This is a genomic window from Streptomyces sp. HNM0575, assembly GCF_012726265.1.
Lineage (GTDB): Bacteria > Actinomycetota > Actinomycetes > Streptomycetales > Streptomycetaceae > Streptomyces.
In genome coordinates this window covers 106797-128249 of the sequence record NZ_JAASAG010000009.1, presented here as the reverse complement: position 1 = coordinate 128249, position 21453 = coordinate 106797, and the positions used below count along the sequence as shown (strand labels likewise).

The following is a 21453-nucleotide window of genomic DNA, read 5'->3' as shown; positions in this document are numbered from 1 at the left end:
CGTTCAGTTCTCCTCTTCGATCCAGCCCATGGTCCGCTGTACGGCCTTGAGCCAGTTCTTGTACTCGCGGTCGCGATCGGCCGCGTCCATGTGGGGCGTCCACTCCGCCGCCCGCTTCCAGTTGGCGCGCAGCTCGTCGGTGTCGGACCAGAATCCGACGGCGAGCCCTGCCGCGTATGCCGCGCCGAGGCAGGTGGTCTCCGCGACCATCGGCCGGACGACCGGTGCGTCGAGGAAGTCCGACATCGTCTGCATCAGCAGGTTGTTGGACGTCATGCCGCCGTCGACCTTCAGCGCGGTCAGCTCCACGCCGGAGTCCTTGTTCATCGCGTCGACGATCTCTCGCGTCTGCCAGGCGGTCGCCTCCAGCACGGCACGGGCGAGGTGGGCCTTCGTCACGTACCGGGTGAGGCCGGCGATCACACCGCGGGCGTCGTCGCGCCAGTACGGGGCGAAGAGGCCGGAGAAGGCCGGCACGAAGTAGGCGCCGCCGTTGTCGTCGACGGAGCTGGCGAGGGTCTCGATCTCCGCGGCCGTGCTGATCAGGCCCATCTGGTCGCGCATCCACTGCACCAGCGAACCGGTGACGGCGATCGCACCCTCCAGCGCGTAGACGGGGCGTTCGTCGCCGATCTGGTAACCGACCGTCGTGAGCAGTCCGTTGTAGGAGTTGACCGCCTCGTGGCCGGTGTTGAGCAGCAGGAACGTGCCTGTGCCGTAGGTGGACTTCGCCTCGCCCTCGGCGTAGCAGGTCTGTCCGAAGAGCGCGGCCTGCTGGTCGCCCAGCGCGGAGGCGACGGGCACGCCGGCGAGGGCGCCCGTGGCCTCTCCGTACACCTCGGCGGAGGAGCGGATCTCCGGCAGCAGCGACATGGGAACGCCCATGGACTGACAGATCTTCTCGTCCCAGCTCATGCTGTGCAGGTTCATCAGCATGGTGCGGGAGGCGTTGGTCACGTCGGTGACGTGACGGCCGCCGTCGGGGCCGCCGGTGAGGTTCCAGATGACCCAGGAGTCCATCGTCCCGAAGAGCAGTTCGCCGCGCTCGGCGCGCTCGCGCAGGCCGTCGACGTTGTCGAGCAGCCAGCGGATCTTCGGGCCCGCGAAGTAGGAGGCCAGCGGCAGACCGGTCTCGCGGCGGAAGCGGTCCTGGCCGACGTTGCGGCCGAGTTCGCGGCAGAGGGTGTCGGTGCGGGTGTCCTGCCAGACCAGCGCGTTGTGCACGGGCTCGCCGGTGGCCTTGTCCCAGAGCAGCGTCGTCTCGCGCTGGTTGGTGATGCCGAGGGCCTTCACGTCGGCCTTGGTTATGCCCGCCTTGTCGAGGGCGCCTATGACCACCTGCTGCACGTTGGTCCAGATCTCGGCGGCGTCGTGCTCCACCCAGCCCGGCTTCGGGAAGATCTGCTCGTGCTCCTTCTGGTCGACGGCGACGATCCGGCCGTCCTTGTCGAAGACGATGCAGCGGCTGGAGGTCGTGCCCTGGTCGATCGCGGCGATGAAGGGGCCCTGGCCGTGCGTGGAAGCGCCCGCGGACTGGTTCTCTGTCTCGCTCATGTGTCCTGCTCCAAGTGGTTCGTCGGGAAGGGGCTCTCGGCCGCGAGGCCCGGGCCGTCCGTCCGGGCTTGTGGGCCTGTGCTCGTACGCCGCCGGGGCGGGGATCCCGGCTCCGGCGGCGCAGTGGCGCTCAGGCGAACGCGACCTGGTGGAGACCGGCGGCTATCGCGGAGCCGATCAGCGGGCCCACGACGGGAATCCACGAGTAGGCCCAGCCGGAGCCGCCCTTGTTGGGCAGTGGCAGCAGGGCGTGCACGATGCGGGGGCCGAGGTCGCGGACCGGGTTGATGGCGTACCCCGTCGGGCCACCGAGCGACAGGCCGATGCCGACGACGACGAGCGCCACTATCAGCACCCCCGTGCCGGAGACGCCGACGCCCTTGGTCAGGCCCAGGTTGAGGATCGCGATGACGAGCACGAAGGTCGCGATGATCTCGGTGACGAGGTTCTGGACGGTGTTGCGGATCTCGGGCGAGGTGAAGAAGACGCCGTGCACGGGCCCCGGGTTCTCACCGCGGCGCTCGGCCATCTCGGGCTCTTCGAGCGCCGCGTGGAACTGGCCGTAGTAGGCGAGCCACACCAGCACGGCGCCGATCATCGCGCCGAGCAGTTCGGACACGACGTAGACCGGGACGTCGGCCCACGGGGTGGTGCCCTGGATGGCGAGGGCCAGCGTGACCGCCGGGTTGAGGTGGGCGCCGGATATCTGGGCGACGTAGCCGCCGCTGAGGACCGCGAAGCCCCAGCCGAAGGCGATGGCGACCCATCCGGCGTTGAACGCCTTGGAGCGCTTGAAGGTCACGGCGGCGCAGACGCCGCCGCCGAGCAGGGTCAGTAGAGCGGTACCTGTGGTCTCGCTGAAGAAGATGTCGGAGCTGGACACCCGCGACTCCTTTGTCTTGTCCAGATGGGGAGGGCGGGCCGGTTCCGTCCGGTGTTCGACAATGCCGACCGCCGATGGGGCAGTTTTGCCCCTGGTGGTGGTCTCGTCAAGGGGTGTGACCCAGGACTCCGGCAGTCCCTGTACGCAGGCGAGATCATCTCCGGGCAGCACTCGGCGGCGGGGCCGCGACGAGCCTCACCGCACCGCTGCCGACCGCCCCGCGACCTTGCGGAGAACGGAAGTTCTCAGAATCTCCGGGCGCCCAGATCGCGCGAGACCGCGCGTGCGCAGTCCCGTACGGCCGCGACCAGCGTGGGGCGCAGCTCCACCTCGACCGCGGGGCCGACCGCCCCGCCGGCACCGGCCGCACCCGCCGCGGGAGAGGCCGTACCGACGGCTGCCGTGCCCACGACGCCCGTGCCCGCGGCGACGTCCTCGCAGACCCGCTCCACCGCGCCCGTGACCCCGACCGCTCCCACCGGCATGCGGCGGCGGTCGCGGATGGGCGCCGCGATGGAGGCCAGCCCCTCCCAGGTCTCCTCCACGTCGGCGGCCCAGCCGCGCGCCCGTGTCAGCTCCAGTACGTCCTCGAAGTCGCCGAGCGCGGTGACCGTGCGCTCCGTGAAGCGCCGGCGCTCGCCGTCCACGGCCTCGCTGTGCGCCACCGGGTCGAAGGCGGACAGCACCTTGCCCAGCGCGGTGCTGTGCAGCGGCTGCATCGCGCCGACCTCCAGCACCTGCCGGCTGTTGTCCGGCCGGAAGACGTGGTGGACGATCAGCACGCCCTGCTGGTGCAGCACGCCCAGGTAGACGCTCTCGCCGCTGGAGCGCGCCAGGTCGTCCGCCCAGACCAGCGCCCTCGAACGCAGCTCGTGGACGTCCAGATAGCTCGTGCCCAACCGGAGCAGCTCGGCGCCCAGTTGGTACTTGCCCGTGCCGCCGTCCTGCTCCACGAACCCTTCCTGCTGGAGCGTGCGCAGCAGACCGTGCGCGGTGCCCTTGGGGAGGTCCATCGACGACGCGATGTCGGACAGGCCGAGTCTGCGTTCGCCGCCCGCCAGGAGCCGCAGCAGGGCTGCCGCGCGCTCCAGCGACTGGATGGTCCGGGCCACGGGGCACCTCCCTGACCTGCTTGCTACGGGCTGTCCTGAATCGGGTTCGACAATGCCGAACGGTATCGCTAGATGTCGGCGGACGGTAGCCCGGTCCCACGCAAGAGCGAGCGCATCGCTTTTCGGCCACGCCGGGGCGGGCGCCCCCGCGAACCGCCCCCGCGAACCGCCCCCGTGAACCGGGCCCGCGGAGCGGACGCCACCAGCGCCGCCCGCCCGCACTCGTCCCGCCCCTTTCCGCCCACCACGCGGCCCTGTGTGCGGATACGTGCCTCTCCATCAGGCTCGTTGGCTTTCGACGGCACCCGTACCGTCCGCAGGGCGGAACGCCCGGCTGCGCTCTTGTGCTCGCCCGATACCCTGATCAGGTGCGCCGTCCTCAGCGGAGTGACGGGACCGCGCATAGCCGACAGCCGTCGCACCTTAGGGAGAACCCTTCATGGCCTCGCCGAGCAGTACGCCCGATTCCGCCTTCCCGCGGGCAGCAGCCCTGCGCAAGGCGCTCACGGAACGCGTGATCGTCGCAGACGGCGCGATGGGCACCATGATTCAGGCGCAGGACCCGTCCCTCGACGACTTCCAGCAGCTCGAAGGCTGCAACGAGATCCTCAACGTGACACGTCCCGACATCGTGCGGTCGGTCCACACCGAGTACTTCGAGGCCGGCGTGGACTGTGTCGAGACCAACACCTTCGGCGCCAACCACGCCGCCCTGGGCGAGTACGAGATCACCGACCGCATCTTCGAACTCTCGGAGAAGGGCGCGCGGATCGCACGCGACGTCGCCGACGAGTTCGAGGCCGACGGCCGCGCCCGCTGGGTGCTCGGCTCGATGGGCCCGGGCACCAAGCTGCCGACGCTGGGCCACACCGAGTACGCGACGCTGCGCGACGCCTACCAGAAGAACGCCGAAGGCATGATCGCGGGCGGCGCCGACGCGCTGCTCGTGGAGACCACCCAGGACCTGCTCCAGACCAAGGCCGCCGTCATCGGCGCTCGCCGCGCCATGGACGTGGCCGGAGCGCACGACCTGCCGCTGATCTGCTCCGTGACCGTCGAGACCACCGGCACCATGCTGCTGGGCTCCGAGATCGGTGCCGCCCTCACGGCCCTTGAGCCGCTGGGCATCGACATGATCGGCCTCAACTGCGCCACCGGCCCTGCCGAGATGAGCGAGCACCTGCGCTATCTCGCGCAGCACTCGCGCATCCCCGTCTCCTGCATGCCCAACGCGGGCCTGCCCGTACTGGGCAAGGACGGAGCCCACTACCCGCTCACGCCCGAGGAGCTGTGCGACGCCCACGAGGGCTTCGTCCGCGACTACGGCCTCTCCCTCGTCGGCGGCTGCTGCGGTACGACTCCGGAGCACCTGCGCCAGCTCGTCGAGCGCGTACGAGGCAAGGAGCAGGCCGAGCGCACGCCCGCACCCGAGCCGGGCGCCGCCTCCCTCTACCAGATGGTGCCCTTCCGCCAGGACACCTCGTACCTGGCGATCGGCGAGCGTACGAACGCCAACGGGTCGAAGAAGTTCCGCGAGGCCATGCTGGACGGCCGCTGGGACGACTGCGTCGAGATGGCCCGCGACCAGATCCGCGAGGGCGCGCACATGCTCGACCTGTGCGTGGACTACGTGGGCCGCGACGGCGTCGCCGACATGAACGAGCTGGCCGGCCGCTTCGCCACCTCCTCCACCCTGCCCCTCGTGCTGGACTCGACCGAAGTCCCGGTGATCCAGGCCGGGTTGGAGAAGCTCGGCGGCCGTGCCGTCATCAACTCCGTGAACTACGAGGACGGCGCCGGCCCCGAGTCCCGCTTCGCCCGGGTCGCCAACCTGGCGAGCGAGCACGGCGCCGCCCTGATGGCGCTGACCATCGACGAGGAGGGCCAGGCCCGTACGGCCGAGAACAAGGTCGCCATCGCCGAGCGCATCATCGAGGACCTGACCTCCAACTACGGCATCGACGAGTCCAGCATCCTCATCGACTGCCTGACGTTCACGATCTGCACCGGCCAGGAGGAGTCCCGCAAGGACGGCATCAACACCATCGAGGCCATCCGGGAGTTGAAGAAGCGCCATCCGGACGTGCAGACCACGCTCGGCCTGTCCAACATCTCCTTCGGCCTCAACCCGGCCGCGCGCATCGTCTTGAACTCCGTCTTCCTCGACGAGTGCGTCAAGGCCGGGCTGGACTCGGCCATCGTGCACGCCAGCAAGATCCTGCCGATCGCGCGCCTGGAGGAGGAGCAGGTCACCACCGCGCTCGACCTGATCTACGACCGGCGCAGCGAGGGCTACGACCCCTTGCAGAAGCTCCTGGAGCTCTTCGAAGGCGTCGACACCAAGGCGATGAAGGCCGGCAAGGCCGAGGAGCTGGCTGCGCTGCCGCTCGACGAGCGCCTCCAGCAGCGCATCATCGACGGCGAACGCAACGGGCTCGAAGCGGACTTGGACGAGGCGATGGAGGAGCGCCCTGCGCTCGACATCGTCAACGACACGCTGCTGGCGGGCATGAAGGTCGTAGGCGAGCTCTTCGGCGCGGGCAAGATGCAGCTGCCGTTCGTGCTCCAGTCGGCAGAGGTGATGAAGACCGCGGTGGCCTATCTGGAGCCGCACATGGAGAAGTCGGAGGACGACGACGGCAAGGGCACCATCGTGCTGGCCACGGTCCGCGGCGACGTGCACGACATCGGCAAGAACCTCGTCGACATCATCCTCTCCAACAACGGCTACAACGTGGTGAATCTGGGCATCAAGCAGCCCGTCGCCGCGATCCTGGACGCCGCCGAGGAGAACAAGGCCGACGTCATCGGCATGTCCGGTCTGCTGGTGAAGTCCACGGTGATCATGAAGGAGAACCTGGAGGAGCTGAACCAGCGCAAGATGGCCGCGGACTTCCCGGTCATCCTCGGCGGAGCGGCGCTCACCCGTGCCTACGTCGAGCAGGATCTGCACGAGGTCTACGAGGGCGAGGTCCGCTACGCCCGCGACGCCTTCGAAGGCCTGCGGCTGATGGACGCCCTCATCGGCGTCAAGCGGGGCGTCCCCGGCGCCGAGCTGCCTCCGCTTAAGCAGCGCCGGGTGCCCAAGCGCCCCTCGTCCGCCGCCGGTGAGGTGCCGGAGGCAGAGGTCAACGACGGTTCCGTACGGTCCGACGTCGCCACCGACAACCCCGTGCCGACGCCGCCGTTCTGGGGCAGCCGCGTCGTCAAGGGCATCGGGCTCAAGGACTACGCGTCCTGGATCGACGAGGGCGCGCTCTTCAAGGGCCAGTGGGGCCTGAAGGAGGCCCGTACGGGCGAGGGCCCCGGCTACGAGGAGCTGGTGGAGACCGACGGGCGTCCCCGCCTGCGCGGTCTGCTGGACCGGCTGCACACGGACAACATGCTGGAGGCGGCCGTCGTCTACGGCTACTACCCGTGCGTCTCCAAGGGCGACGACCTGATCCTCCTCAACGAGGACGGCAGCGAGCGCACCCGCTTCACCTTCCCGCGCCAGCGCCGCGGCCGCCGGCTGTGCCTCGCGGACTTCTTCCGCCCGGAGGACTCCGGCGAGCAGGACGTCGTCGGGCTCCAGGTGGTCACCGTCGGCTCCAAGATCGGCGAGGTCACGGCCGAGCTCTTCGCGAAGGACGCCTACCGCGACTACCTGGAGCTGCACGGCCTGTCCGTCCAGCTCGCGGAGGCACTCGCGGAGTACTGGCACGCCCGCGTCCGCTCCGAGCTGGACATCTCCAATGAGGACCCGGCCGCGATGGCCGACATGTTCGCGCTGAAGTACCGCGGCGCCCGCTTCTCCCTGGGTTACGGGGCCTGCCCCAACCTGGAGGACCGGGCGAAGATCGCGGATCTGCTCCAGCCCGAGCGGATCGGCGTGGAGCTGTCGGAGGAGTTCCAGCTGCATCCCGAGCAGTCCACGGACGCGATCGTCATCCACCATCCGGAGGCCAAGTACTTCAACGCCCGGTAACGGCTCCGACCGTACCGTCGTAGAATGGTCGATCCGGTACAGGCCGGTCGTCCGCTCTGCGGGGCGCTCCTGCGGGACGCCCCCGCGGGGTGGGCGGCCGGCCTTGTCGTCCCTCATGGAGGTGTACGCGGATGACCAGCTCCAGCCCCGCGATCGGAACTCTTACGGCCGAAGGCTCGTCGCTCCAGGCAGTGCTCCTGGACATGGACGGCACCCTGGTCGACACGGAAGGCTTCTGGTGGGACGCCGAGAGCGAGGCATTCGCGGAGCTCGGACACGTGCTGAAGGACGAATGGCGCGAGGTCGTCGTCGGCGGCCCCATGACCCGCAGCGCCGGCTTCCTCATCGAGGCGACACGGGCCGACATCACGATCGAGGAACTGACCGTGCTGCTCAACGGCAAGTTCGTCGAGCGGCTGCGCCGCGGTGTGCCGCTGGTGCCCGGCGCGCAGCGGCTGCTCGCCGAGCTGTCGCTGCACGGGATGCCCACCGCGCTGGTCTCCGCCTCGCACCGCACCGTCGTGGACGAGATGCTGGTGTCGCTCGGCAGCGAGCACTTCGAGATCACGGTCGCCGGTGACGAGCTGACCCGTACCAAGCCGCACCCCGACCCGTATCTGACGGCCGCCCGCCGGCTGGGCGCCGATCCCGCTCGCTGCGCCGTCGTCGAGGACACCGTCACGGGGGTGGCGTCGGCCGAGGCCGCGGGCTGCCGTGTGGTGGCCGTGCCGTCCGTCGCGCCGATCGAGCCCGCCGTGGGGCGCACCGTCGTGGAATCCCTCGAAGAAGTGAACCTCGCCTTTCTGCGGTCCGTCGTGCTCATGGCCCGGCAGGGCGTCTCTTGACGCTTCGTGACAATCCCTGACCCGCCCAACGACCCGCTCCGTCAAGCCTCTTGACGTGGCGCGACGCACGCTGTGACATTCAGCAGGCACTTCGCGTCGGCGCCGGTCGCCCGGTCCTCACGGGTGCGAGGCGGTTCGCCGGTGCGCCGTGAACGTCGTCTCCGTCCGCCGAACTGACGCGCTCGTGTACGCGGGCCCGCGGAAAGCCGTGGCCGCCCGCGTCGACCGTACGGCGAATCCGGAGGTGATCCTCATCGGGCTCCGAGTCCGTTGTCAGGACGGCATGTTCACGACCGGCTGTCCGACTCCGCCGACGGTCCTCAGCCCGGGCCCTCGTGCCGTGACCGCGCCGGCCGCAGGAGGGGACCGCGCCCGATGAAGAGCAAGCCTTCGATACTGGCCGCGACGGCCGGTCTGCTGGCGTCCCTGCTGAGCGGGTGCGGAGGGGTCACGGGCAGCGACGATCCGGCGATCGTCGTCGGTACGACCGACAGCTTCGCCGTCACCAAGGCCACACCCGCGCCGTTCGACCCGGCGGCCGCGTACGACGTCAGCTCCTGGAACGTCATGCGCAACGCCTTCCAGACGCTGCTGAGGATGCCCCGCTCCGGCACCCGCCCCGTATGGGACGCCGCGGAGCGGTGCGGCTTCACCGACGAGCAGAACGAGCAGTACCGCTGCACCCTGCGCGAGGGCCTGACCTTCTCCAACGGGCACACCCTCGACGCCCGTGACGTGGAGTACTCCATCAAGCGCATCCTGCGGATCCGCTTCGCCAACGGTCCGGCCTCGCTGCTCGCCGGCATAGCGAAGGTCGAGGCCACCAGCGACCGCGAAGTCGTGTTCAACCTGCGCAAGCCGGACGCCACCTTCCCGTACAAGATCGCCACACCGGCCGCCTCGATCGTGGACCAGGAGAGCTATCCCGAGGACGGCTTCGTCAAGGGCTTCCGCACCGTGGGCTCGGGGCCGTACACGCTCGAGTTCGACACCAGGGCGAACAAGACGGTCTTCACCCGCAACCCCGACTACAAGGGCGGGCTCAACGTCCACAGCGAGAAGGTCGAACTGCGCTCCTTCGCCGACTCCGCCGACATGGAGAAGGCGCTGCGCGCCGGCGACATCGACCTGATGAACCGCACCATCTCGCCCAAGCAGATCGAGAGACTCGACTCGGCCGCCGGTGAGGACCACATCGACCTCGTGCAGCAGCCCGGCCAGGAGATCCGCTACCTCGTCTTCAACACCGACGACGAGACGGCCGGCCGTTCCGCGGTGCGGCGTGCCATGGCCGAGCTGATCGACCGCGAGTCGCTCGTACGGGACGTCTACGCCCGCACCGCCGACCCGCTCTACTCCCTGGTGCCCTCGGGCGTCCCGGGACACCGCAACTCCTTCTTCAACAAGTACGGCGAGCCCGGCAAGGAGTCCGCACAGCGCACCCTGCGCAAGGCCGGCCTGAGCACCCCCGTGAAGGTCGAACTCGCCTACACCACCGACCACTACGGCAGCGTCACGCAGAAGGAGTTCACCAAGCTCAAGGAGCAGCTCAACAGCAGCGGCCTCTTCGAGGCCGACGTGCGGGGGCTGCCCTGGGACACCTACCGGACGGCGGCCCTCAAGGGGAAGTACCAGGTCTACGGCTACGGCTGGTTCCCCGACTTCCCCGACGCCGACAACTACATCGCGCCCTTCTTCGAGAAGAACAACTTCCTCAACAGCCCGTACATCAGCTCCGAGATCCGCGACCACGTGATCCCGCAGACCCGGCAGAAGACCGACCGCGTCCGCACCGAGGCCGGCTTCGGGCGCGCGCAGGACATCGTGGCCGACGAGGTGCCGGTGCTGCCGCTGTGGCAGGGCAAGCAGTTCATCGCGGCACGGGACGACATCAGCGGCGTCGAGTGGGCGCTCAACTCCTCGTCGGTGCTTCAGCTTTGGGAGCTGCGCCGCGACACCGACGAGTGAGGGCGACACCGGCGAGTAGGGCTACACCGGCGGGGGAGGGGCGGAGCGGCGGCACGGGCTGAACGCGGCGAGCCTTGCGGGGCCTATGCGCCCGGCCGCACCAGCCCGCTCTCATACGCGTACACAGCGGCCTGCACACGGTCCCGCAGCCCCAGCTTCGTCAGCACGTGCCCCACATGGGTTTTGACCGTCGTCTCGCTGACGAAGAGGTCCGCGGCGATCTCCGAGTTCGACAGGCCCTTCGCCACCAGCTTCAGCACCTCCACCTCACGGTCCGTCAGCTGGTGCAGCGTGTCCGGCACCGGCTCGTCGCCCGACGGCAGCTTCCCCGCGTACTTGTCGAGCAGGCGGCGGGTGACGCTCGGCGCCAGCATGGCCTCGCCCGCGGCGACCACGCGGATCGCCTGCACGAGCTCCGCGGCGGGTGCGTCCTTCAGCAGGAAGCCGCTGGCACCGGCGCGCAGCGCCTCCACCACGTACTCGTCGAGGTCGAAGGTGGTCAGCACGAGCACCTTGGCCGGGCCGTCCTTCGCGGGACCCGTGATGCGGCGCGTCGCCTCCACGCCGTCCATCCGCGGCATGCGGATGTCCATCAGGACCACATCGGGCTGCAACGCCCGCACCTGGTCCAGCGCCTGGAGGCCGTCGCCCGCCTCGCCCACGACGGCGAGATCCTGCTCCGCCTCCAGGATCATCCGGAAACCGGTACGCAGCAGCGGCTGGTCGTCGACCAGCAGGACGCGGACGGCCACGGGGATCTCCTTCGGCGGGCGGCGGGGAACGGGCACCATTCTTGCCTAAGCGCCGCCGGCCGGTCCGCCCGGCCCGTCCGGCTCCTCCGCCCGCGGCTCCGGCAGCCGGGGCTGCACCGTGAGCGGATACGGCGGGGGAGAGCCGCCGAACTCCGGGCAGCGCGCCTGGTGGTCGCACCAGTCGCAGAGCCTGCCGGGGCTGGGCCGCCAGTCGCCCGACTCCGTCGCCTTCGTGATCGCCTCCCACAGCGCCAGCAGCTTCCGCTCGACGCGGCGCAGGTCCTCCTCGTCCGGGTCGTACGTCAGCACGTCTCCGCTGCCCAGGAAGACCAGTTGGAGGCGGCGCGGCACGATCCCGCGCAGCCGCCACACCACCAGCGCGTAGAACTTCATCTGGAACAGCGGCCCGTCGGAGAACCGGGGAGGCGGCGCCTTGCCCGTCTTGTAGTCGACGATCCGCACCTCGCCCGTGGGCGCGACGTCGACGCGGTCGATGATGCCGCGCAGCCGCAGGCCCGAATCCAGGGTGGTCTCGACGAACAACTCCCGCTCCGCGGGCTCCAGCCGCGTCGGGTCCTCCAGCGAGAACCAGCGCTCGACGAGCGCCTCCGCCTCCGCGAGCCACGCGGCGAGCTGGGCGTCGTCCACCGCCTGCTGCCCGCCGTCGCCGCCGTCCGTGTCGTCCCCGTCTGCTCCGCCGTCGGCGAACAGCTCCTTCAGCTCCGGACGTTTCGCCAGCAGCCGCTCCCATTCCCGGGCGACAAGAGAGCGCGCACGGGGCAGACTGCGCTCTTGCGCGGGGGCGTCGAATAGCCGCTCAAGCACCGCGTGTACGACGGTGCCGCGCGTCGCCGCCGCTGAAGGTTTCTCGGGCAGTTTGTCGATCACCCGGAAGCGGTAGAGCAGCGGGCACTGCATGAAGTCGCTTGCACGGGACGGCGAAAGGGAGTTGGGCGGCGAGGCGACGCGGGTGGTCATGACGTACGACCCTAGGGCCTCGCACTGACAGCGGACGCATACCATCGAGGTCGGCGCACCCGCCCTGCGCGCCCGCCGGGGACAGGCGGCGAAGAAGCGGCGCGGCGGAAGCGCGAGGAGCAGCAGAGGGGAACCGGTGGCGGACACGGAAAACGGCGGCAGGCCGCGTACGGGCGGCTCCGGCGGCTCCGATGACTCCGGAACGGCGCGGGAGGGCACGGCGCCTGTGCCCGCAGACCGTCCGGATACGCCGGCGTACCCGGAGACCGAGGCGACGGCCGACGGAAAGGCTGGCGAACAGGCCGACGGAGCGGTCGACTCGGCGGGTGAGGCGGCACCGGAGCCGGACGGCACGGCACCGGACGGCACTGTGTCGGACGGCACGTCAGAGCCGCGTACGCGCGAGAACTCGCGACCCGAAGCCGATGCGGATACCGACCCCGGGCAGACACCCGGCTCAGGCGCCGCGGACAGCGGCACCGGCACCGGCTCCGACCCGGACGCGGGCCTCGGCTCCAACTCCGACCCGGACGCGGGCTCCAACCCGGATGCCGGCTCCGGCTCCAGCTCCGACGCTGGTCCCAACTCCACCTCCCGCACCGGGCGTTCGGGTTCCGCAGCGGCGGCCCCCGCCGCGGACGCCGCCACCGCCCGGGGAGACAGCGGTGATACGGCGGCGGTCCGCCGCGACACCGCAGCCGCCCGCGGCGAAACTGGAGCAGCACCGCCCCCTGCGAGCGCCAGCGAGAAGAGCGCCCCCACGGAGAAGCCCGGGCACGGAGCCGGGCACCGCCCCGAGCCGGCCCCCGCGCCCGCCCCCGGCCCCACCGGTACGCGCGGCGGTCCGCCCCGGGACGCCCCCGCATACGATCGGCGCCCCACCGGCCCAGCCCCGGGCTCCGCGGCCCCCACCGGCGCAGGCACCGCCCCCGGCACCGGTCGTGACCCCGGCGGCCCGGACGGCCCCGGAGGCCTCGGCCCTGACCAGCCCCGGCGCGCCCGCCCCTTCGGCGGCGGCCTGCTGATGGGCCGCCCGTTCGGCGTGCCCGTCTACGTAGCGCCGAGCTGGTTCCTCGTCGCCGCCCTCATCACCTGGGTCTTCGGCGGCCAGTTGGACCGCGTGCTGCCCCACCTCGGCGCGGTGCGCTATCTCATCGCCCTCTTCTTCGCCGTCGCCTTCTACGCCTCGGTCCTCGTACACGAACTGGCCCACACCGTCGCCGCGCTCCGCTTCAAGCTGCCCGTGCGCCGCATCCAGCTCCAGTTCTTCGGTGGCGTCTCCGAGATCGAGAAGGAGGCGGAGAGCCCGGGCCGCGAGTTCGTCCTCGCGTTCGTCGGACCGCTGCTCTCGCTCGTGCTCGCCGGGGTCTTCTACGCCGGGATGCAGGTGGTGCGGCCCGGCACCGTACCGGGCGTGCTGCTGGCAGGGCTGATGATCTCCAACCTCATCGTGGCCGTCTTCAACCTGCTTCCCGGTCTGCCCCTGGACGGCGGCCGGATGCTGCGCGCCCTGGTGTGGAAGCTGAGCGGCCGTCCCATGACGGGCACCGTCTTCGCCGCCTGGATCGGCCGCGCCCTGGCCATCGCGGTCCTCGTCGGGCTGCCGCTGGCCACGCACGCCGGCGGCATCACCCCGGAGAGCATCGGCGGCGTCGACTCCATCATGGACGCGCTGCTCGCCGCGATCCTGGCCGCCATCATCTGGACCGGCGCGGGGAACAGCCTGCGCATGGCACGGCTGCGCGAGCACCTCCCGGAGCTGCGGGCCCGCAACCTCACCAGGCGCGCGGTCCCGGTGCCCACTGACACGCCCCTCTCGGAGGCCCTGCGCCGCGCCAACGACGCAGGCGCCCGCGCCCTCGTGGTCGTCGACGGCGGAGGCGGCCCCGTCTCGCTCGTACGGGAGGCCGCCATCGCCGGCGTCCCGTCGCATCGCCGCCCCTGGGTCGCGGTCTCCAGCCTCGCCCAGGACCTGAAGGACGGCATGCGCGTCCCAGCGGAGCTCGCCGGGGAGGAGCTGCTGGAGCATCTGCGTGCCACACCGGCCACCGAGTACCTGGTGGTCGAGGAGACGGGCGAGATCTACGGGGTGCTCTCCACCGGCGACGTGGAGCGCGCGTTCGTCGCCGCCATGGCCAAGCCCTCGGCGTGAGGGTCCTGACCAGACCCGTTAGTCTGTGCGCATGTCCGAACCGACCGGTGCAGCCCGCCGTCGCGGGCCCTTCAAGGTCGGGGACCAGGTCCAGCTCACCGATCCCAAGGGACGCCACTACACGTTCACGCTCGAAGAGGGAAAGAGCTTCCACACCCACAAGGGAGCCTTCCCACACGACGAGCTGATCGGCGCTCCCGAGGGCAGTGTCGTCCGTACCACGGGAAACGTCGCCTATCTCGCGCTGCGCCCCCTGCTCCCCGACTACGTCCTGTCCATGCCGCGCGGCGCCGCCGTCGTGTATCCGAAGGACGCGGGCCAAGTCCTCGCGATGGCCGACATCTTCCCGGGAGCGCGCGTCGTCGAGGCGGGCGTCGGCTCGGGATCGCTGAGCACCTTCCTGCTGCGCGCCATCGGCGACCAGGGGATGCTGCACAGCTACGAACGCCGCGAGGACTTCGCCGACATCGCGCGGCAGAACGTCGAGCGCTACTTCGGCGAACCGCACCCCGCCTGGACCCTCAGCGTCGGCGACCTCCAGGACCACCTCTCGGACAGCGACGTCGACCGCGTCATCCTCGACATGCTCGCCCCGTGGGAGTGCCTGGAGTCCGTCTCCAAGGCCCTCGTCCCCGGCGGCATCCTGTGCAGCTACGTCGCCACCACGACCCAACTGGCCCGCATGGTCGAGTCGATCCGCGAGCACGGCACGTTCAACGAGCCGCAGGCATGGGAGACCATGGTGCGCAACTGGCATGTGGAGGGCCTGGCCGTACGCCCCGACCACCGCATGATCGGGCACACCGGCTTCCTGCTCACCGCCCGCCGCCTCGCCGACGGCGTCGAGCCGCCGCTGCGCCGCCGCCGTCCCGCCAAGGGCGCCTACGGGGACGACTACACGGGCCCGGGCAGCACCTCCGGCCGCTCCTGACAGGCCCGTTGGGCCCGCCGCGGCCTCCCGGCCGCTCGGCACGTCCCACATCCCGCACCTCGTCCGTCCCGTCGCCGCACCTCAACCCGGCGGCGGGACGGGCGCGTTGGGGCCGAAAGAGCTGACGCACGGTCAGCATCCCTGCGGAGAACGGAGAACCGCCCCACCTCCCCGTTCCCGTGCGGTGTGACGTATGGCACGATGCTGAGCACCCCCAAGCACACGTCTCACAGGAGTCACCCGGCGTGACGGAACTGCCGCACACCCGTACCCGCGTGGTGCACTGGCTCAGCACCGCCGTGGCCCTCGCCGCCGTCGTCGGAGCCTCGGCCCTCATCCAGCCCGTGGACGCCACGGCGCAGCCCACGCTCACCACCACCTCCGCGGGCCCGGCGCCCGACCCGAAGAAGGCGGATTTCCCCGTCGATTGCGGTTCCCCGTCCGTCAAGGTCGACGTCGTCGACAAGGGCTACGCGGACTTCGACGGCGACGGACGCAGGGAGACGGTCGCGTCCGTGCGCTGCCACTCCGGTACGGGTACGCCGCCCAACGCTCTGTTCGTGCTCGCCGCCGCCGCCCGACCCGGCGACGCTCCGCGCGTCGTGGCCACGATGCTGCGCACCAAGGAGCGGATGACCGTTCAGGATCTGAGCGTCGGCGGCCGTACGGTCTCGGCCAAGCTCCTCGGCTACTCGTCGCCCTCCGTACCGAGCTGCTGTCCGGACAAGCAGCGCAAGGTGAAGTGGGAGTGGAAGGACGGGAAGTTCGCGCTCGAGGCCGCTCCGGTCCAGGGCGGCCCGGAGAGCGTCTGACCGGCAACGCACCGTTTCCCGCCCGGGAATTGGGCACTCAGCGTGAGCGCCGGTGACTCTGCGCGCTAGTCGGCGTCGGGGCCGTAGACTTCAACACTGTCCGAAACACGGCGGACATGGATGCAGTCGCCGGGGCATTCCTTGGCCGAGTCCGCGACGTCGTTGAGGAGTGGAAGCGGTACGGGAGTCGTCGCGCCCTTGTCCTGAAGAAGCTCGTCGTCGGCGCTTTTGACATAGGCCAAGCCGTCGATGTCCAGCTCGAACACCTCGGGTGCGTACTGCGCGCAGATGCCGTCGCCGGTGCACAGATCCTGGTCGATCCAGACCTCGAGTGCGTCGTCCCCGGTGCTCATCCTGTCGCCTGCCGTTCCTGCGCTCGTGATGGAAAGCTGCTGTCCATGAAGGGGTGTTGACAGTTCCGACCCTACAACCGGCCGCTTTCGGATGGTCATGGGTGGGTATTCAGCTGGCGTGAGGGAGCGCGCAAGGGTGAAGATCAGACACACCGCGACCGTCTTTGTGATCTAGGGTTTCAACATGTACCCGCCCAGGTAGGGTCAGGAAGCGTCCAGCTCCCCCTGGAGGAGGTGAGGACCGTGGCAGCCCACGACGACGACATCAACCGCGGCATCCGGCCCGGTCGGGGTTCCGAAGACCCGTCCGGCCAGGTCGCGTATCTGGAGCAGGAGATCGCCGTCCTGCGCCGCAAGCTCGCCGACTCTCCGCGGCACACTCGGATTCTTGAAGAGCGGATCGTCGAGCTTCAGACGAATCTTGCCGGCGTCTCCGCGCAGAACGAGCGGCTCTCCAACACTCTCCGTGAGGCGCGCGATCAGATCGTGGCTCTCAAGGAAGAGGTCGACCGTCTCGCACAGCCGCCGGCCGGCTTCGGTGTTTTCCTCTCCGCGAACGAGGACGGCACAGCCGACATCTTCACCGGTGGACGCAAGCTCCGCGTGAACGTCAGCCCCAGCGTCGAGCTCGAAGAGCTCCGGCGCGGCCAGGAACTGATGCTCAACGAAGCGCTCAACGTGGTCGAGGCGATGGAGTTCGAGACCGCGGGCGACATCGTCATGCTCAAGGAGGTCCTGGAGGACGGGGAGCGCGCACTGGTCGTCGGCCACACCGACGAGGAGCGCGTGGTCCGCCTGGCCGAGCCCCTGCTGGAGTCGACGCTCCGCGCGGGCGACGCACTGCTGCTGGAGCCGCGTTCCGGCTACGTCTTCGAGGTCGTGCCGAAGAGCGAGGTCGAGGAGCTGGTCCTCGAAGAGGTCCCCGACATCGACTACCAGAAGATCGGCGGTCTGCGCGGTCAGATCGAGCAGATCCGTGACGCGGTGGAGCTGCCGTACCTGCACCCGGATCTCTTCAAGGAGCACGAACTGCGCCCGCCCAAGGGCGTTCTGCTCTACGGTCCTCCCGGCTGCGGCAAGACGCTCATCGCCAAGGCCGTCGCCAACTCCCTGGCCAAGAAGGTGGCGGAGGTCACCGGCAAGCCCCAGGGGAAGAGCTACTTCCTCAACATCAAGGGCCCGGAGCTGCTCAACAAGTACGTGGGCGAGACCGAGCGGCACATCCGTCTGGTCTTCCAGCGCGCCAGGGAGAAGGCGAGCGAGGGCACGCCCGTCATCGTTTTCTTCGACGAGATGGACTCCCTCTTCCGCACCCGCGGCTCGGGCGTCAGCTCGGACGTGGAGAACACGATCGTTCCGCAGCTGCTCTCCGAGATCGACGGCGTGGAGGGCCTGGAGAACGTCATCGTGATCGGCGCCTCCAACCGCGAGGACATGATCGACCCGGCGATCCTGCGGCCCGGCCGTCTCGACGTGAAGATCAAGATCGAGCGTCCGGACGCCGAGGCCGCCAAGGACATCTTCTCGAAGTACCTCACCGCGAACCTCCCGCTGCACGCGGACGACGTCGCGGAGCACGGCGGCAACGCCAACGCCGCCTGCGACGCGATGATCCAGTCCGTCGTGGAGCAGATGTACGCGGAGTCCGAGGAGAACCGCTTCCTGGAGGTCACCTACGCCAACGGCGACAAGGAAGTGCTCTACTTCAAGGACTTCAACTCCGGCGCCATGATCGAGAACATCGTCGGCCGGGCGAAGAAGATGGCGATCAAGGCGTACCTGGACCAGAACCAGAAGGGTCTGCGCGTCTCCCATCTGCTCGCCGCCTGCGTGGACGAGTTCAAGGAGAACGAGGACCTGCCGAACACGACCAACCCCGACGACTGGGCCCGCATCTCCGGCAAGAAGGGCGAGCGCATCGTCTACATCCGCACGCTGGTCACCGGAAAGCAGGGTGCGGACACCGGCCGTTCCATCGACACCGTGGCCAACACCGGTCAGTACCTGTAAGCAGACAGCGATCCGGCTGCGGACGCCCCTGGTGGACCCCCGCCGAGGCAGGGGAGGCGTCCCGTGGCCGGATCCTTTTTGAGCAGTGCGAGGAAGTCCGCTGAGTGATCTCCCGACTTCAGGCCGTGCGTTCTAGGCTCGTCCGTAGTGCCGCTGCGTGCAGTGCTGAGGGAAGGACCGAAGACGGGGCGGACGCGCAGCGGGACTTGAGCGGTGACCCACAGGCGGGCCGCTGCCGGGCAAGGAGGACCGCATGACCGTACGGCGAGTAATGGGCATCGAGACCGAGTACGGAATCTCCGTACCCGGCCATCCCAACGCCAATGCCATGCTCACCTCATCCCAGATCGTCAACGCCTACGCCGCGGCGATGCACCGGGCACGCCGTGCCCGCTGGGACTTCGAGGAGGAGAACCCGCTGCGGGACGCCCGCGGCTTCGACCTGGCACGGGAGTCGGCCGACGCCAGCCAGCTCACCGACGAGGACATCGGCCTGGCGAACGTCATCCTCACCAACGGCGCGCGTCTCTACGTCGACCACGCACACCCCGAGTACAGCGCGCCCGAGGTCACCAACCCCATGGACGCCGTCCTGTGGGACAAGGCCGGCGAGCGGATCATGGCGGAGGCGGCGGAGCGCGCCGCCGAGGTCCCAGGCACCCAGGCGATCCACCTCTACAAGAACAACACCGACAACAAGGGCGCCTCGTACGGCACCCATGAGAACTACCTGATGAAGCGGGAGACGCCGTTCTCCGACATCGTGCGGCACCTGACGCCGTTCTTCGTCTCCCGCCAGGTGATCTGCGGTGCCGGCCGTGTGGGCCTGGGCCAGGATGGCAGCGAGCACGGGTTCCAGCTCAGCCAGAGAGCCGACTACTTCGAGGTCGAGGTCGGGCTGGAGACGACGCTCAAGCGCCCGATCATCAACACCCGGGACGAGCCGCACGCCGACGCGGAGAAGTACCGCAGGCTGCACGTGATCATCGGCGACGCGAACCTCTCGGAGGTCTCCACCTACCTCAAGCTCGGCACCACCGCCCTCGTCCTGTCGATGATCGAGGACAACTTCATCGCGGTCGACCTCGCCGTCGACCAGCCCGTGCGCACGCTCCACCACGTCTCGCACGACCCGACGCTGGGCAAGCTGATCACGCTGCGCAGCGGCCGTACGCTCACGGGCGTCCAGCTTCAGATGGAGTACTGCGAGCTGGCCCGCAAGTACGTGGAGGAGCGCTGGGGCGCCGACGCCGACGAGCAGACCAAGGACGTGCTCACGCGCTGGGAGGACGTGCTCACGAGGCTGGAGCAGGACCCGATGAGCCTGTCCGGCGAGCTGGACTGGGTGGCCAAGCGTGAGCTGATGGAGGGCTACCGGCGCCGTGACCGGCTGGGCTGGGACGCCGCGCGGCTGCACCTGGTGGACCTCCAGTACGCGGACGTACGACCCGACAAGGGGCTCTACAACCGCCTCGCCAACCGCGGCAACATCCAGCGGCTGCTGGAGGAGGAGGACATCCAGCGGGCCGTGGGCAAGCCGCCGGAGGACACCCGGGCCTACTTCCGCGGCCGCTGCCTGGAGCAGTACGCGGACGACGTGGCCGCCGCCTCCTGGGACTCGGTGATCTTCGACCTCCCCGGCCGTGACTCTCTGCAACGGGTGCCCACGCTGGAGCCGCTGCGCGGCACCCGCGATCACGTCAAGGAGCTGCTCGACCGCTGCCGCAGCGCGGAGGACCTGGTGAGGGTGCTTTCCGGGGGCTGAGGACGGCTATTCGATGCCGCATGCGGGAATCACCGGGGTGGTACTCCGACGTTGGAGAAGTGAAGGGCCGATGTCAGTCCCTGCTTGTAGGGTCTGATCTTGTACGTCACGCGTACACCGAACCGAGCGGGGTGAGGGATATGGCGACCAAGGACACGGGCGGCGGGCAGCAGAAGGCCACCCGTCAGACCGAGGAAACCGAGGAACAGACTGACGAGACACAGGTCTCCGATGACCTCAAGGAGCGCCAGGAAGCACTCTCGGACGATGTGGACTCCGTCCTGGACGAGATCGACGACGTCCTCGAGGAGAACGCGGAGGACTTCGTGCGGTCCTTCGTTCAGAAGGGCGGAGAGTAGTCGCGTGATCACCGTCCTGCGTCCCCGGAGCCGGGGGCGCAGGACGGATGACTTCCGGGCCTGAGGGTAAGGTCCGTGCAGGATTTCAAGATCTCTCCTCTGACCGACTTCCGATCCGTGGAAGGAAACGTGTGGAAGCCAACACTCGTGACACAGGGCGTCTGCCGGCTGCCTTCCTGACGCCCGGCTCGTCCTCGTTCATGGACTTCCTGTCCGAGCACGCTCCTGAGGTGCTGCCCGGCAGCCGGCCGCTGCCTGCTGTCGAGGGCGCCGTGCAGGCTCCGCACGGCACGACCATCGTCGCGGCGACGTACTCGGGCGGCGTGGTGCTCGCCGGAGACCGCCGCGCGACGATGGGGAACGTCATCGCGCAGCGCGACATCGAGAAGGTCTTCCCGGCTGACGAGTACTCAGCCGTGGGAATCGCCGGCACGGCGGGACTCGCGGTGGAGATGGTGAAGCTCTTCCAGCTGGAGCTGGAGCACTTCGAGAAGGTGGAGGGCTCGACGCTCTCGCTGGAGGGCAAGGCCAACCGCCTGTCGACCATGATCCGCAGCAATCTCGGCATGGCCCTCCAGGGCCTGGCCGTCGTCCCGGTCTTCGCGGGGTACGACGTGGACCGCGAGAAGGGCCGGATCTTCTCCTACGACGTGACGGGCGGCCGCTCGGAGGAGCTGGGCTTCACGGCCGTGGGCTCCGGTTCGGTCTTCGCGCGGGGCTCCCTGAAGAAGCTGCACCGGGAGGACCTGACGGAGGAGCAGGTCTCCACGGTCGCGCTCCAGGCGCTCTACGACGCCGCGGACGACGACTCCGCGACGGGCGGCCCCGACATGGCACGCAAGATCTATCCGACGCTCACGGTCATCTCCGACGAGGGCTGCCGCAAGCTCGCCGAGGAGGAGGTCTCCGCGCTCGTACGCACGATGCACGACGCCCGGCTCCAGCACCCCAACGGGCCGCAGGCCCCGCTCACCTGACGAAGGCCACGGGGCCTTCAGCGCCCTCTGACAGG

General features: G+C 69.6%; 15 protein-coding genes and 1 pseudogene. 10 read left to right on the top strand and 6 right to left on the bottom strand.

Features of this window, described 5'->3' with window-relative positions; genetic code table 11:
* Positions 1 to 3: 3 nt before the first annotated feature.
* From glpK to HCC61_RS21485, 3 genes and pseudogenes are all read right to left on the bottom strand, one after another.
* Entirely contained in the window at positions 4 to 1554 is a 1551-nt protein-coding gene (gene glpK, locus HCC61_RS21495; RefSeq protein WP_169137754.1) for a glycerol kinase GlpK, read from the bottom strand.
* Between the two features lie 130 nt (positions 1555 to 1684).
* Complete coding sequence (locus tag HCC61_RS21490) at positions 1685 to 2437, bottom strand: MIP/aquaporin family protein (protein WP_169137752.1); 753 nt, start codon at positions 2435 to 2437, stop codon at positions 1685 to 1687.
* A gap of 434 nt (positions 2438 to 2871) precedes the next feature.
* Positions 2872 to 3549: pseudogene (locus HCC61_RS21485) on the bottom strand (IclR family transcriptional regulator); the annotation flags it as partial.
* 439 nt (positions 3550 to 3988) lie between these two features.
* On the opposite strand from HCC61_RS21485, the gene metH reads away from it, so the two are divergent.
* From metH to HCC61_RS21470, 3 genes are all read left to right on the top strand, one after another.
* A complete protein-coding gene (gene metH / locus HCC61_RS21480) occupies positions 3989 to 7516 on the top strand; it encodes a methionine synthase (RefSeq protein WP_169137748.1) in 3528 nt (1175 codons plus the stop codon).
* Between the two features lie 131 nt (positions 7517 to 7647).
* On the top strand, positions 7648 to 8361 hold the full coding sequence (locus tag HCC61_RS21475) for an HAD family phosphatase (protein WP_169137746.1): 714 nt from the start codon (positions 7648 to 7650) through the stop codon (positions 8359 to 8361).
* Between the two features lie 375 nt (positions 8362 to 8736).
* A complete protein-coding gene (locus HCC61_RS21470; protein ID WP_206322819.1) occupies positions 8737 to 10329 on the top strand; it encodes an ABC transporter substrate-binding protein in 1593 nt (530 codons plus the stop codon).
* A gap of 83 nt (positions 10330 to 10412) precedes the next feature.
* On the opposite strand, the gene HCC61_RS21465 is transcribed toward HCC61_RS21470, so the two are convergent.
* The gene (locus HCC61_RS21465; protein ID WP_169137744.1) at positions 10413 to 11081 is read right to left on the bottom strand and encodes a response regulator transcription factor; all 669 of its coding nucleotides are present in this window, start codon (positions 11079 to 11081) and stop codon (positions 10413 to 10415) included.
* 45 nt (positions 11082 to 11126) lie between these two features.
* Entirely contained in the window at positions 11127 to 12059 is a 933-nt protein-coding gene (locus HCC61_RS21460) for a PD-(D/E)XK nuclease family protein (RefSeq protein WP_169137742.1), read from the bottom strand.
* A gap of 136 nt (positions 12060 to 12195) precedes the next feature.
* Here HCC61_RS21460 and HCC61_RS31540 point away from each other — a divergent pair, with 136 nt between their 5' ends.
* The 3 genes from HCC61_RS31540 to HCC61_RS21445 all read left to right on the top strand — a co-directional run bounded on the left by HCC61_RS31540 (position 12196) and on the right by HCC61_RS21445 (position 15954).
* Positions 12196 to 14211 (top strand): site-2 protease family protein, encoded by a 2016-nt coding sequence (locus HCC61_RS31540; RefSeq protein ID WP_346777313.1) that lies wholly within the window; start codon positions 12196 to 12198, stop codon positions 14209 to 14211.
* A gap of 31 nt (positions 14212 to 14242) precedes the next feature.
* Complete coding sequence (locus HCC61_RS21450; protein WP_169137740.1) at positions 14243 to 15142, top strand: tRNA (adenine-N1)-methyltransferase; 900 nt, start codon at positions 14243 to 14245, stop codon at positions 15140 to 15142.
* 245 nt (positions 15143 to 15387) lie between these two features.
* The gene (locus tag HCC61_RS21445; protein ID WP_169137738.1) at positions 15388 to 15954 is read left to right on the top strand and encodes a hypothetical protein; all 567 of its coding nucleotides are present in this window, start codon (positions 15388 to 15390) and stop codon (positions 15952 to 15954) included.
* Between the two features lie 65 nt (positions 15955 to 16019).
* On the opposite strand, the gene HCC61_RS21440 is transcribed toward HCC61_RS21445, so the two are convergent.
* Positions 16020 to 16307 carry a ferredoxin gene (locus HCC61_RS21440; protein ID WP_169137736.1) on the bottom strand — a complete coding sequence of 96 codons (288 nt, stop codon included), beginning with the start codon at positions 16305 to 16307 and terminating at the stop codon, positions 16020 to 16022.
* Between the two features lie 243 nt (positions 16308 to 16550).
* Between HCC61_RS21440 and arc the strand changes: the two genes are divergently transcribed.
* The 4 genes from arc (at position 16551) to prcB (ending at position 21418) form a co-directional block, all read left to right on the top strand.
* Positions 16551 to 18317, top strand: coding sequence for a proteasome ATPase (arc, locus tag HCC61_RS21435; RefSeq protein WP_169137734.1), 1767 nt, complete (start codon positions 16551 to 16553; stop codon positions 18315 to 18317).
* Positions 18318 to 18570: 253 nt separating this feature from the next.
* Positions 18571 to 20082: a depupylase/deamidase Dop gene (dop, locus tag HCC61_RS21430; RefSeq protein WP_169137732.1), complete on the top strand. Its 1512-nt coding sequence runs from the start codon at positions 18571 to 18573 to the stop codon at positions 20080 to 20082.
* A 140-nt stretch (positions 20083 to 20222) separates the two neighbouring features.
* The gene (locus tag HCC61_RS21425) at positions 20223 to 20441 is read left to right on the top strand and encodes a ubiquitin-like protein Pup (RefSeq protein ID WP_169137730.1); all 219 of its coding nucleotides are present in this window, start codon (positions 20223 to 20225) and stop codon (positions 20439 to 20441) included.
* Positions 20442 to 20572: 131 nt separating this feature from the next.
* A complete protein-coding gene (gene prcB / locus HCC61_RS21420) occupies positions 20573 to 21418 on the top strand; it encodes a proteasome subunit beta (RefSeq protein WP_169137728.1) in 846 nt (281 codons plus the stop codon).
* Positions 21419 to 21453 lie beyond the last annotated feature (35 nt).